The sequence below is a fragment of the Afipia massiliensis genome (genome assembly GCF_014203115.1).
Classification (GTDB): domain Bacteria; phylum Pseudomonadota; class Alphaproteobacteria; order Rhizobiales; family Xanthobacteraceae; genus Afipia; species Afipia massiliensis.
In genome coordinates this window covers 183,731-196,810 of record NZ_JACHIJ010000008.1, presented here as the reverse complement: position 1 = coordinate 196,810, position 13,080 = coordinate 183,731, and the positions used below count along the sequence as shown (strand labels likewise).

12 protein-coding genes are annotated in these 13,080 nt (G+C 62.0%); 6 read left to right on the top strand and 6 right to left on the bottom strand.

Annotated elements, in window-relative coordinates; all coding sequences use genetic code 11:
• The first annotated feature begins 97 nt into the window (after nucleotides 1–97).
• Nucleotides 98–958, top strand: a complete 861-nt coding sequence (locus HNQ36_RS23505; RefSeq protein ID WP_184089687.1) for an SAM-dependent methyltransferase — start codon at nucleotides 98–100, stop codon at nucleotides 956–958.
• A gap of 9 nt (nucleotides 959–967) precedes the next feature.
• Here the strand turns inward: HNQ36_RS23505 and HNQ36_RS23500 are convergent, their stop codons facing one another.
• Together HNQ36_RS23500 and HNQ36_RS23495 are read right to left on the bottom strand one after the other, a co-directional pair.
• The gene (locus HNQ36_RS23500) at nucleotides 968–1,792 is read right to left on the bottom strand and encodes a 2-keto-4-pentenoate hydratase (protein ID WP_184089684.1); all 825 of its coding nucleotides are present in this window, start codon (nucleotides 1,790–1,792) and stop codon (nucleotides 968–970) included.
• A complete protein-coding gene (locus tag HNQ36_RS23495; protein WP_184089681.1) occupies nucleotides 1,789–3,222 on the bottom strand; it encodes an FAD-binding oxidoreductase in 1,434 nt (477 codons plus the stop codon). The genes HNQ36_RS23500 and HNQ36_RS23495 overlap by 4 nt, the downstream gene beginning before the upstream one ends.
• A gap of 73 nt (nucleotides 3,223–3,295) precedes the next feature.
• Between HNQ36_RS23495 and HNQ36_RS23490 the strand changes: the two genes are divergently transcribed.
• Nucleotides 3,296–3,814: a thioesterase family protein gene (locus tag HNQ36_RS23490; protein ID WP_184089678.1), complete on the top strand. Its 519-nt coding sequence runs from the start codon at nucleotides 3,296–3,298 to the stop codon at nucleotides 3,812–3,814.
• A 29-nt stretch (nucleotides 3,815–3,843) separates the two neighbouring features.
• Here the strand turns inward: HNQ36_RS23490 and HNQ36_RS23485 are convergent, their stop codons facing one another.
• On the bottom strand, nucleotides 3,844–4,017 hold the full coding sequence (locus HNQ36_RS23485) for a DUF1328 domain-containing protein (RefSeq protein WP_040426347.1): 174 nt from the start codon (nucleotides 4,015–4,017) through the stop codon (nucleotides 3,844–3,846).
• A gap of 290 nt (nucleotides 4,018–4,307) precedes the next feature.
• Between HNQ36_RS23485 and HNQ36_RS23480 the strand changes: the two genes are divergently transcribed.
• From HNQ36_RS23480 to HNQ36_RS23470, 3 genes are all read left to right on the top strand, one after another.
• Entirely contained in the window at nucleotides 4,308–6,803 is a 2,496-nt protein-coding gene (locus HNQ36_RS23480) for an ATP-dependent helicase (protein ID WP_184089675.1), read from the top strand.
• A 143-nt stretch (nucleotides 6,804–6,946) separates the two neighbouring features.
• A complete protein-coding gene (locus tag HNQ36_RS23475; RefSeq protein ID WP_184089672.1) occupies nucleotides 6,947–7,867 on the top strand; it encodes an ABC transporter ATP-binding protein in 921 nt (306 codons plus the stop codon).
• Nucleotides 7,864–8,625: an ABC transporter permease gene (locus HNQ36_RS23470; RefSeq protein WP_184089669.1), complete on the top strand. Its 762-nt coding sequence runs from the start codon at nucleotides 7,864–7,866 to the stop codon at nucleotides 8,623–8,625. The genes HNQ36_RS23475 and HNQ36_RS23470 overlap by 4 nt, the downstream gene beginning before the upstream one ends.
• A gap of 57 nt (nucleotides 8,626–8,682) precedes the next feature.
• Here HNQ36_RS23470 and HNQ36_RS23465 read toward each other — a convergent pair whose 3' ends face one another.
• Together HNQ36_RS23465 and HNQ36_RS23460 are read right to left on the bottom strand one after the other, a co-directional pair.
• Entirely contained in the window at nucleotides 8,683–9,021 is a 339-nt protein-coding gene (locus tag HNQ36_RS23465) for a hypothetical protein (RefSeq protein ID WP_184089666.1), read from the bottom strand.
• Between the two features lie 234 nt (nucleotides 9,022–9,255).
• Nucleotides 9,256–9,561, bottom strand: a complete 306-nt coding sequence (locus HNQ36_RS23460) for a hypothetical protein (protein ID WP_184089663.1) — start codon at nucleotides 9,559–9,561, stop codon at nucleotides 9,256–9,258.
• A gap of 214 nt (nucleotides 9,562–9,775) precedes the next feature.
• Here HNQ36_RS23460 and HNQ36_RS23455 point away from each other — a divergent pair, with 214 nt between their 5' ends.
• On the top strand, nucleotides 9,776–10,534 hold the full coding sequence (locus tag HNQ36_RS23455) for a L,D-transpeptidase (RefSeq protein ID WP_184089660.1): 759 nt from the start codon (nucleotides 9,776–9,778) through the stop codon (nucleotides 10,532–10,534).
• A 9-nt stretch (nucleotides 10,535–10,543) separates the two neighbouring features.
• Here the strand turns inward: HNQ36_RS23455 and HNQ36_RS23450 are convergent, their stop codons facing one another.
• Nucleotides 10,544–12,820, bottom strand: coding sequence for a fused MFS/spermidine synthase (locus tag HNQ36_RS23450; RefSeq protein ID WP_184089657.1), 2,277 nt, complete (start codon nucleotides 12,818–12,820; stop codon nucleotides 10,544–10,546).
• Between the last annotated feature and the right edge of the window lie 260 nt (nucleotides 12,821–13,080).

Genomic DNA, 13,080 nt, shown 5'->3' with positions numbered 1-13,080 from the left:
GCAGCACGATAGGCACCGCACGAATATTGAACCTGTCGGCTGCTTCGAATACTAAATTTAACGCCTCCTGTTCACAACCCTGTAACCGGTAAGCACGATGTCCGAAAAGCCAGTGCGGCCCGCGGAACGAACGGGTGCCTCGCCCGAGGCGATCAGGTCGCATTACGACATGGGCAACGATTTCTTCCGGCTCGTTCTCGATCCAGAGATGATCTACTCGTGCGCCCTGTTCGAGGGCGACGACGATCTCGCGACGGCACAGCGCCGCAAACTCGACCATCACATCCACGCAGCCGGCGCTGCGGACACCGCGCGGGTTCTGGACATCGGCTGCGGCTGGGGCGCGATGCTCCGGCGGCTGGTGGACCATGCTGGCGTCGCCCATGCGGTGGGACTGACGCTCAGCCCGTCACAGGCCCAATGGATTCGCGATAATGGGAGTCCGAAGATCGAGGTGCGCGAGCAGGACTGGCGCGACCACAAGCCGGAACGCCGCTACGATGCGATCATCTCTGTCGGTGCCTTCGAGCATTTCGTTCAGAAGGGCCTCGATCCGACGGCCAAGCTCGACGCCTACCGCGAATTCTTCGCCTATTGCGACAGCGTGCTGGCGATCAACGGAAAAGTGTCGCTGCAGACCATCGCCTATTCCGAACGGACCAAGGTTCAGGCGCTACTGGACAAAACCTTCCCTGAAAGCGATCTCCCGCTGGAATGGGAACCGATCGCCGCCGCCGAAGGCACGTTCAGCCTGATCGCTGCGCGCAACGACGCCGATCACTACTATCGGACGTTAGTGCTGTGGGAACAGAACCTGCTCGCCAACTACGACAAAGCCGTTGCGCTGGTCGGCAAGCCGAACACCGATGAGTTCCGTCGTTATCTGCGAATGTCGGCTACGGGCTTTCGCGGCGGCATGGTCAGCCTGATGCGTTACAGCTTCCGGAAGAAGTACTGATCGCCCCGATCAACTGAAGCGGACGCCGATGCTGGCGAGCGGGATGCCGGACACCGTTGTGGTCCATGTCTCGCCCGGCTTGATCGGCATGGCGCGCGTCAGCGTACCGGTGGTGACGATCTCTCCCGCCGCGAGGCCCGGGTTCAAGTCGTCCTTGGCCAGCACGCCCACGAAATGACGCAGGGCCGACAGCGGGCCACCGAGCACGTTGCGCGCATGGCCGCGATCCACGACAGCGTTATTGCAGGCGAGTTCGACATAGAAACTCGAAAGCTGGTTCAGCCATGTTTCGAAACCACCGGAAACCTGGTGCCGCTCGCCGATCAGCATTTCTCCGTGCAGGCCGAACGCCGCCACCGTATCGGACGCGGCGAATTTCCAGTCGGGATATATCGACTGCACCACCTCGTAACCGAGCGCCAGCCAATCGATGCAGGATAGCAGTTCGCGCTCATCCATCGCCGCATCGGGCGCCGCCGACAGGCCGAATACAATTTCAGGCTCGATCCGCGGATCGGTCAGTTTGGCGAGGGATGCGATTCCGCCGATATCATCCAGATTGCGAACCGTGCGGTCGTACATGTAGCCCCAGATCGGGCCATTGACGTTGTACTGCGCCCAGATCGTGCTGTTGGTAAAGCCGATCTTGCGGCCCAGCACCTTTTCGCCCCGCGCCTCGCGCATCTGCCGGACGATGGGCGTAACCCTGTAGGCCTCATCGAGACTGAAGGCCGGGTCGCGCGATGAGAACGGTGCAATCTGGCGGCCCTGACCGAGCACCGACAGAACCTCGGTGGCGATATCTTTCGCATCCATCATCGTCGTCGCGGTCATGACGGCAGGATCTTGCCGGGATTCAGAATGTTGTGCGGGTCAAGCGCTGCTTTCAACGCGCGCATGGCTGCGACGGCCTCAGGTCCAAGCTCGGCCTCAAGATATTTCTGCTTGCCCTGGCCGATGCCATGCTCGCCCGTGCAAGTGCCATCCATCGCCTGCGCCCGCTCCACCAGCCGATGCAGGAACTCTTCGGCCCGCCGCATCTCGTCGGGATCGTTGACATCGCACAGCAGCGAGCAATGGAAATTGCCGTCACCGACATGGCCCACTATGGGCGAGATCAGTCCAACCGTCGCCAGATCCTTCTCGGTCTCCACCACGCACTCCGCCAGCCGCGAGATCGGCACGCAGACGTCGGTCGCCACCGCCTGTGAGCCGGGGCGAAGTCCGCGCACCGCCCAGTAGGCATCGTGCCGCGCCTGCCACAGCCGCGTGCGGTCTTCCTGCCGCGTGGTCCACTCGAACGATCCGCCGCCGCATTCGGCTGCGATCTCTCCGAACATCCGCGACTGCTCGGCGACATCCGCCTCGGTGCCGTGGAATTCCAGCAGCAGCAGCGGCGTTTCCGGCAGTGACAGTTTTGAGTACGCGTTGCAGGCGGCGACCTGCGCTGCGTTCAGCAGTTCGATGCGCGCCAGCGGAATGCCGGTCTGGATCGCCAGGATGGTCGCGTTGCAGGCGCCCTGCACGCTGGTGAACGAGCATGACCCGGCAGCAATGGACTGCGGAATGCCGCGCAGCTTGATCGTCAGTTCGGAAATGATGCCGAGCGTGCCTTCGGCACCGACAAACAGATGGGTGAGATCGTAGCCGGCCGAGGATTTCTTGGCCCGCGTGCCAGTGGTGATGATCTCGCCGTCGGCGCGCACCACCTTCAGCGCGAGAATGTTATCGCGCATGGTTCCGTAGCGCACCGCATTGGTGCCGGACGCGCGGGTCGAGGCCATGCCGCCGATCGACGCATCGGCGCCGGGATCGATCGGGAAGAACAGACCTTGATCGCGCAGATGTTCGTTAAGCGCCTTGCGGGTTACGCCCGGCTCGATCACGCAGTCGAGATCGTCGGCATGGACTTCGAGAATGCGATTCATCTCGCGTAGGTCGATGCAGATGCCGCCCGCGGGGGCGTTGACCTGCCCTTCCAGCGAGGTGCCGGTGCCGAACGGAATCACAGGCACGCGATGTTTTGCGCAAATCCGCACCACGTCCTGAATGTCCGCCGTGGTGCGCGCCATGATCACCGCATCCGGCGGCTGCATCGGCAGCCAGGTGGTGGTATGAGCATGCTGCTCGCGCACCGCCTGCGAGGTGATGAGATTGTTGCCGAACCGCGCCGCGAGCGCTTCGATGGCGCCCGAAAGCGCGGATGGTGCCGGACGTGTCAGGGCTGCGTTGGAGAGGGCCACGGTCGCTCGTTTCGTTTCCATGCTGGTATGGCGCGAAGCGTGGCAAAGGATGTATAGCGGGTCAAGTGACAGGCTCAGCGAACCGGAATTTGGGATGACATCAAGCACGCTTTCAAAAAACAATGCGGCGCAACATCTGCCTGCGCCGTTCCTCACCACAGTCATGCAGATCGAGCCGCAGTGGATCGACTACAACGGTCATCTCAACATGGCCTATTACAATGTCCTGTTTGATCGCGGCATCGACCAGATGTGGCTCGAGCTCGGGATCGGCCCGCAATACATGAAGGAACGCAGCGGCTCGACCTTCACGGCCGAGGCGCACGTTCGCTATCTGCGCGAGGTGCATCTCGGCGATCCGGTGCAGATATCGGTCTATCTGGTTGCAGCTGACGAAAAGCGCATCCACACGTTCGAGGAACTGCGTCATGCCACCGAGGGATGGATTTCAGCCACCTCGGAGAATATGACGCTCCACGTCGATATGAACGCGCGCAAAACCGCGCCGTTTCCGCCGGATATCGCCACGCGCATTCGCGAGGTCGCCGCAGCTCATGCCGCAGTGCCGCGGCCGGATGGCATCGGCCGGCGCATCGCCATGCCGGTCAAATGACGCCATCACGGCACTGAGCGCATCAGGGCTCACGGCCCGCTGCTGCGGCGCGCCAGACCCACCACCGCGGAAATCAGGAACAGAATAAGGGCGACAAAGAACACGATCTTGGCGATTTCGATCGACGCGCCCGCAATGCCGCCGAAGCCCAGAAGGCCGGCGACCAGCGCGATAATCAGAAATGTAACCACCCAGCTCATCATGGCTCGCTCCTGCGGTTTGATTCAGGGGGAGCGCAGTGCGCTCCTGCTGCAAAACCAATCCTGCACAGGAGCGAAAGTTCCAACCGCCAGAGGTGTCCAAAACCCCGAAAATCGCCCGCCGACCGGAACAATTCCGCCGATCTCCGCAAAATCGTGCCGTTGCGCCTGTTCCTGCCTCCTAGGGATGATGCTGTCAGAAGTGCCTTGGAGTGCCTATATCTCCCCGATCCTGATATGAAGCCTCCCCTTCCCGGCCTCACGGTGTCATCGTGGCCGCAAAGACGAATCGCATGACCGAACCGAACAAGCTGCCGCCACTAGATCCTGTCCGCGACGTACCGAGCCACCAGCCTGCCGCTGGCGGCATTGCGGCGCGCGCCCGTGCCGCTGCGGCTCCCCAATATCTGACCGCGCTCAATCCCGAGCAGCGCGAGGCGGTGGAAACCCTCGACGGGCCGGTTCTGGTTCTGGCCGGCGCGGGCACCGGCAAGACGCGCGTGCTGACCTCGCGCATTGCACATATTCTCTCGACCGGCCGTGCGCGGCCTCATGAGATCCTCTCCGTCACCTTCACCAACAAGGCGGCGCGCGAGATGAAACACCGCCTCGGCCAGATGCTCGGCCAGGCGGTCGAAGGCATGCCGTGGCTCGGCACCTTCCATTCCATCGGCGGGCGGATCCTGCGCCATCACGCCGAACTGGTGCAGCTGAAATCCAATTTCACCGTGCTCGATGTTGACGACCAGATCCGTCTCCTGAAGCAGCTTCTGCAGGCCGAGAACATCGACGACAAGCGCTGGCCGGCGCGGATGCTGGCCGGACTGATCGACGGCTGGAAAAATCGCGGACTGACGCCATCGCAGGTGCCGGCCGGCGAAGCCGCCGTGTTCGGCAACGGCAAGGGCGGCAAGCTCTATGCGACCTATCAGGAGCGGCTGAAGATTCTCAACGCCGCGGACTTCGGAGATCTTCTGCTGGAAGACATCCGGCTGTTTCGCGAGCATCCCGACGTGCTGCGCCAGTATCAGCAGCGCTTCAAATACATTCTGGTCGACGAGTATCAGGACACCAACGTCGCGCAATATCTCTGGCTTCGTTTGCTGGCGCAGGCGCCGTCCAAGCAAATGGCACCCGGTCCGGGCGTTGTGCAGCAGGCCGCTGATGAAGGACTGGACGTTCCAACCCTGACAGTCGCCGCGCCGAAAAACATTTGCTGCGTCGGCGACGACGACCAGTCGATCTACGGCTGGCGTGGCGCGGAGGTCGACAACATCCTGCGCTTCGAGCACGACTTCCCCGGCGCAAAAGTCATTCGCCTCGAGCGCAACTACCGCTCGACCGGCCACATCCTGGCCGCCGCCTCACATCTCATCGCGTACAATGAAGGCCGTCTCGGCAAGACACTGCGCACCGAGGACGAGGACGGAGAGAAAGTCACCGTCACCGGCGCATGGGACTCCGAAGAAGAAGCCCGCGGCATCGGCGAGGAGATCGAGCAGCTCCAGCGCGCTGGCCAGAAGCTCAATGAGATCGCCATTCTGGTGCGTGCGTCGTTTCAGATGCGCGAGTTTGAAGACCGTTTCGTCACCCTCGGCCTGAACTATCGCGTGATCGGCGGACCACGGTTCTACGAGCGTGCGGAAATCCGCGACGCGCTGGCTTACCTTCGTGTCATCAACTCACCGGCTGACGACCTCGCCTTCGAGCGCATCGTCAACACGCCCAAGCGCGGCCTTGGCGATGCCACGGTGCAGATGCTGCATGACATCGCGCGCAAGCGGCGCATTCCGCTGACCGAAGCCGCGCTGTCCGTGATCGAGACCGACGAATTGAAACCCAAGGCGCGCGGCAGCCTGCGGGACGTGATGATGAATTTCGACCGCTGGCGCGCACAGCGCGACATCGTTCCGCACACGCAACTGGCCGAAATCGTGCTCGACGAATCCGGTTACACCGAGATGTGGCAGAAGGACCGCTCCGCCGACGCTGCGGGCCGCCTCGAAAACCTCAAGGAGCTCGTGCGCTCGATGGAGGAATTCGAAAACCTGCAGGGTTTTCTCGAACATATTTCGCTGGTGATGGACCGCGAAGGCAATGCCGACGACGATGCGGTCTCATTGATGACGCTGCATTCCGCAAAGGGGCTTGAATTCGACAACGTGTTCTTGCCCGGCTGGGAGGAAGGCCTGTTTCCGAGCCAACGCACGCTCGACGAGCAAGGCCGTGCCGGGCTTGAGGAAGAACGCCGCCTCGCCCATGTCGGCATCACGCGCGCGCGCAAACGCGCCATGCTCTATTTTGCCACCAACCGGCGCATTCATGGATCGTGGACGACCACCATTCCGTCGCGCTTCCTCGACGAGCTTCCGACGGCCAATGTCGAGATCACCGAGTCCAAGGGCGGCTCAGGATGGGGCGGTTCGGGCGGCTACGGCACATCGCGCTTCGACAACGTGGAATCGTTTGGCTCGACCTACACGACGCCGGGCTGGCAGCGTGCGCAGGCCAATCGCGCCCGCAACGGCGGTAAAGGATTCGATGAAACCGGCGCACGCTACGACTCCAGCTCACGCAGCAGCAGCTTCAGCCGCAAGGCGACGGTGATCGAGGGCGAACTGATCGCCAAATCCACCGGCGCCAATTCCGACTTCTCGCCCGGCGACCGGGTATTTCACCAGAAGTTCGGCTACGGCCGCGTCGCCAAGGTGGACGGCAACAAGCTCACCATCGCCTTTGAAAAGGCCGGGGAAAAGAAAGTGGTCGACAGCTTCGTGACGAAGGCATAGCGGGCGCGCCCGTAGCGCATGACAAATTTGAATTCGTCGCAATAGAATTTTCGATGCGCGGAGCAGCTGCCCGATAGGCATTATGTATTGCGAAGAGGCCCTCGCGCGCCTATGTCATGCTCCCGCCTCGACAGATTGCGCTCATGTCCCCCATCATCTCCGTTTCGAACCTCTCGAAGACCTATCCGTCCGGCCTGACCGCGCTGAAGAATATCAATCTCGATATTCGCCGCGGCGAGATCTTCGCGCTGCTGGGTCCGAACGGCGCCGGCAAGACCACGCTGATCAGCGTGATCTGCGGCCTCGCCGTGCAGACCGCGGGCACAGTGACGGTGGATGGGCATGACATCGTCAAGGACTACCGCGCCGCCCGCTCGATGATCGGATTGGTGCCGCAGGAACTGCACACCGACGCCTGGGAAAGCCCGTGGTCCACCGCCTCGTTCAGCCGCGGCCTGTTCGGCAAGCCGAAGAACCCCGCGCATATCGAGAAGGTCTTGAAAGATCTATCGCTGTGGGACAAGCGCAAGAGCCAGATCATCACCCTCTCCGGCGGCATGAAGCGCCGCGTGATGATCGCCAAGGCGCTGGCGCACGAACCGCAGATTCTGTTTCTCGACGAGCCGACCGCGGGCGTCGACGTCGAATTGCGCAAGGCGATGTGGGAGGTCGTGCGCGGCCTGCGCGACGCCGGCGTCACCATCATTCTGACCACGCACTACATCGAGGAAGCCGAGGAGATGGCCGACCGGGTCGGCGTCATCAACAAGGGCGAAATCGTACTGGTCGAGGAGAAGGCCAAGCTGATGCAGAAGCTCGGCAGGAAGCAGCTCAAGCTGCATCTGCAATCGAAGCTCACTGAAATCCCCGCCTCTCTCGCCGCGCACCATCTCGAACTGTCGCCGGATGGTGAGGAACTGGTTTATACCTACGACACCAAGGGCGACCGCACCGGCATCACCGCCCTGCTGAACGACCTCAATCAGGCCGGTGTCCGCTTCAACGATCTCAATACGACGCAAAGCTCGCTCGAAGAGATTTTCGTCAGTCTGGTGCACCAATGAACTTTCACGCGATCGGCGCCATCTACAAATTCGAAATGGCGCGCACATTCCGCACGTTGCTGCAGAGCGTCGTCTCGCCGGTGATTTCGACGTCCCTGTATTTCGTCGTGTTCGGCGCGGCCATCGGCTCGCGCATTACCGAGATCGACGGCATCAGCTACGGCACCTTCATCGTGCCGGGCCTCATCATGCTGTCGCTGCTGACGCAAAGCATCGCCAACGCGTCGTTCGGCATCTATTTCCCGAAATTCTCCGGCACCATTTACGAACTGCTGTCCGCGCCGGTCTCGTCGTTCGAGGCCGTGGTGGGTTACGTCGGGGCTGCGGCGACCAAGTCGATCATCCTCGGTCTCATCATCCTCGCCACCGCCGGACTGTTCGTGCCGCTGAAGATCGCGCATCCATTCCTGATGCTGACCTTCCTCGTGCTCACGTCGGTGACGTTCAGCCTGTTCGGATTCATTATCGGCATTTGGGCCGACGGCTTCGAGAAACTGCAGGTGATCCCGCTGCTGGTGATCACGCCTCTGACGTTTCTGGGCGGCAGCTTCTACTCGATCCACATGCTGCCGCCGGTCTGGCAGACCGTGACGCTGTTCAATCCGGTGGTCTATCTGGTCAGCGGCTTCCGCTGGAGCTTCTTCGAGATCGCCGACGTCAGCGTCGGCCTCAGCCTCGGCATGACGCTCGGATTTCTCGCGCTGTGCATGATCACCGTGTGGTGGATCTTCAGGACCGGCTACCGGCTGAAGACCTGACACCAAACGCAACACGCCCCGCAAGCGGGGCGCGTCGGACGCCCACGGCTCTGCCGGTCAGTTCGGACGCCAGTTTCCATTGCTGTCGTAATAGCCGCCAGGGCCGCTGCCGGGCGGCGGCGGCACCTGCGCCGGCTGCACGGCTTGGCTAACGCCATTACCGACCACGCCGAGCGTGCCGGCCACTGCACCAACACCTGCACCGAGCGCGCCGCCGACCAATCCGCCAATCGGACCTGCCGCGGTTTTCCCCTGATACGTCCCTTGCGCGGCGCCGCTGATGGCGCCGTTGATGGGATCCTGCTGCTGAGCGGCGGCAGGCATCGCCAGAAAAGCGAGCGCCGCTGCCGTACGCGCGAAGCCTGAAACGGATATGAACGAAGCTGCAATCGTCATGTGAGGAAACCTCCCTGCCCGGCCGAATCCCGGCCATGCCTCGAAGCAAATCAGCAGGCTCGACGTTGCGTCAGGTTCGGGGGAAATACAATGCACGACAGCGACACATCTGGAGCGTTTCTTATTTCAAATTGGTCCTAACGACACGGCCAATCCGCCCGCGCCCAACACCGGCGCATGAGAAATGGCGCATCCGTTTCGAGATGCGCCATTTGGAAAGCTTCCACCGTGTGATTAGCGATGGCGCTTGTTGCGATAATGGCGGTGACGGTAGCTGCGACGATTGTCGATCCCGAGCACGCCGTTCACGCCTCCAACGATGCCACCGACACCTGCACCGACCGCACCGCCTACGGCACCGCCGACCGGGCCAGCCGCACGGTTACCCTTGCGAACACCCTCGTTTGCGCCGCCTTCCATGCCTCTGATGACGCCCTGCGCATGCGCCGCGATCGGCAACGCGAGGATGGCCAAGGCCGCGGCCACGAACGTGAAGCGCCGATGCGCCGAATTGAACATGAACAAGGCTTCCGTCTTCATCCTGAAAATCTCCATGAGCAGGCGAACTTTTTGACCCGGGGGCAACGCAGTCGGTGCCGGAAAGTTGCGTCAAGTTTGGCGAAAACACGCTGCAAACAAGCGCCGTTCACGAAACTGTATGGCCGCCCGCATCAACCTTAAGACGAAGTGGCTGTTAAAAAAGCCACTTTCCATGCTTTATTGCAGGCTGAGGGGCAGAGACGAGGCGAGTGTCATGCGTGCTATTCTGATTTCGATGACCGGCTTGATGCTGCTCTCAGGTGGCGCAGCGCAGGCGGCGGTCTCCATCCTGGTCAACAAGGACACGCAGCAGATGACCGTCTCGGTCGATGGCGCACCGCGCTACACATGGCCCGTCTCCAGCGGCAACCCCTCGCACGAAACACCGAACGGCAGCTTCAAGGCCTTCCGCATGGAAGAGGATCACTACTCGAAGGAATTCGATGAAGCACCGATGCCGAACGCGATCTTCTTCACCAAGCAGGGCCACGCCATCCACGGCACCGACGCCGTCAGTCGTCTCGGCAACCCAGCATCGCATGGCTGCGTGCGGCTATCGCGCGCCAACGCATTGAAGCTGTGGGATCTCGTCAAGTCCGAAGGTCTGCTCAGCACCACGGTGACCCTGACAGGATCGTCGCGGGTTGCACTTGCGCGCAATCCAAGGAACCGCACGACCGTTGCACGTGGCGATGCGGATGCGATCGGCCAGCCAGTCCAGATTGCGCCGCAGAGCGGATACAGCGAGGACCTCAACGCCAACACGCGTTCGCGCCAGCCCTCTCAGGATCGAGCCTACCGCGATCAGGCTTATGCGCAGGACCAGGCTTACTACGGGCGCGCGGACGCTGGCCCGATGCAGCGTCGCATTTATCAGAACAGCTACGGCTATCAGAACGGATATGGCTACGGTTACGAGCCGCGCCCCAGGTATCAGTCACCGCGCGGCGGGTATTACTACTACGCCGACTAAACGCGGTGATTACTCGTCAGGCTTGCTGAGCCGCCGCCAGACCGCGCCAAGCACGTTGGAATAATCGTCGGTCCAGACCCGCTGGCCTTCGGTGGCTTCCGTCAGCAGCCACTTCTCGTCCGACGCGATCTTGCCGACGTCGGCTTCCTCTCGCGCGGAGATCACGACATTCGTCGTGAAGATGTAATCGACGTCGCGGCCGGAATCCTCGTTGAAGACCCAGCTCATCAGGTCGTTCTCTTCGGCGATGCCGACGACGACACTCGCCAGTTCGAGATGGCGGTTGGACACATGCATCACCACCGCGCCCTGGGGCGCGAGCTTGGCCTTGTAGATCGCCATCGCCTCTTCCGTCGCGAGGTGAATCGGAATCGCGTCCGATGAATAGGCATCGACGATGATCAGGTCGTAAGCGCCGTCCTGCTCCTTGGCGAAGGTGAGCCGCGCGTCGCCGATCACCGGCTTCATGTTGGGATCGCACGCGCTGACATAAGTGAAATACTTGGGATCACGCGCCGTATCGACCATGGTCTGGTCGATCTCGAAATATTTCCAGCCCTCTCCCTCCATCGCATGGCAGGCGAGCGTGCCGGTGCCAAGACCGATCACCGCCACGCGGATCGGACCGCCCTTGCGTTCGCGGATCGCAGCGATCGCACGGCCCATGCCGCCGTCCTTGTGATAGTAGCTGATCGGCTCCGGCCTCCCTTTGACCGGCGTCCCGTCGTCGTTCAGAAATTTCTCCGCGCCGTGGATCGTCGTGCCGTGCATCAGCACGTGATACTGGCCGTTCGAGGTCACCACGATCTTGTGGACGCCGAAGAAGCTTCGCACCGTCTCCACACGGCCGTCATCGGCGGGATAGACGCGGATCAAAATCAATCCAAGCACCACCAGTGCAGCCACGCTCCAGCGGTCGATCCTCCACAGCACGGCTAGCAGCATCATGACGGAGGCGAGACCGGCGACAACCCAGATCCGGTTAGTTGCAAGGAACTCGGTGACAGTTCCTGCCCGGTAAGCAAGACCGATAAGGATAAGCGCGGCAACAACGGCGACCAGCCACAATACCAGCCCGCCGCGAACGGTGGATGTTCCGGCCGGGCGGCACAGCGCGGCCAGCGCCAGCAGGATCGGATATTCCGCAATCCAAGAGAACGCGTAAGGCGCGATCAGGCCCGCGAACAATCCGCCGACCATGCCGCCGAAAGACAGCGCCACATAGAAACCGGTGAGATAGTTCGCTGCCGGACGCGTGCGCGCCAGTTCGCCGTGGCAAGCCATGGCGATGAGAAAGAAACAAAGCAGGTGCCCGCCCAGCGTCAACAGCAAATTCTGTTCCCCGCCAACGGCGAGCAAAACCATCACGCCCGCGATGGCGAGCGGTTGCAGCTTGAGCATGAACCAATGCGGCAACAGCGGCCGCGACTGGAACACCAGCACCCATGTCAGCAGGTACAGCGACAGCGGCAGCACCCACAGCAGCGGCGCCGCCGCAACGTCGGTCGAGATGTGCGCCGTCACCGCGATCAGCAGGCCGGACGGCACTGCGGCAAGGAATATCCAGCGCAGCCGCGTCGTCCATGTCGGTGCCGGCGCATCGCCCTCGCTGGCACTGATGGCCTCAACGGTCATCGGCGGTGAGCGCAACAGCAACACGCCGCACGCCGCGATCAGGACGATCAGCAGCGCATAACCGCAGGTCCAGATCAGGTTCTGGGTCCGCAGCGAGAACATCGGCTCCAGCAACACGGGATAGGACAGCAACGCGAGGAAGCTTCCGATGTTCGACGAGGCGTAGAGAAAATACGGGTCGGGTCCGTCGGGATGTCCGGTGCGGACGAACCATGCCTGCAGCATCGGATTGTTGGCGGCGAGCGCGAAGAACGGCAGCCCGATCGAAACCGCGAACAGGCCCAGCAGCCAGAACGCGTAGCCACTCGCCGGCGGTTCGCCCCACCCGCCTGCAATCGACAGCGGCAATGTGAACAGCGCGACCGTCAGCAGCACCAGATGGATCACCACGGGAGCAACGCGGCTCTTCAACGTCATCAGATAATGTGCGTAGGCGTAGCCGCCGAGCAGCAGCGACTGGAAGAACACCATTGCCACCGACCACACCGCGGGCGAGCCGCCGAGCCGCGGCAGCACCATCTTCGTGAACAGCGGCTGGACCGAGAACAGCAGCAGGGCGCTGGTGAAGATCGCGGCGGTGTAAACCACCAGAACGAGCGTGTTCCTCGCGCCGGTGGACTGGCTCGCGGTGTCGGACGGCACTGAAGTCATGGAAGCTCCGGGATAATTCCGGCAAATCACCGGACGCTCATGAAGTGGAGCATAGCCGCCAACGACGGGCAATAACATGCGCGTGACAGAAATCACTCGCGCGTGACGCTAGTGTCCCGAATCCGAAGTTCGCCTCATTTTCCAGCGCGCTCCACAGCGAACTTCGGATTCGAAAGGACACTAGCCAATTATGATTCTAGTGTGGGTTTGGTTCGCAAGTCCGCAAATGGACGTGCTGGGAAAATGTTGCGGACTTGCGA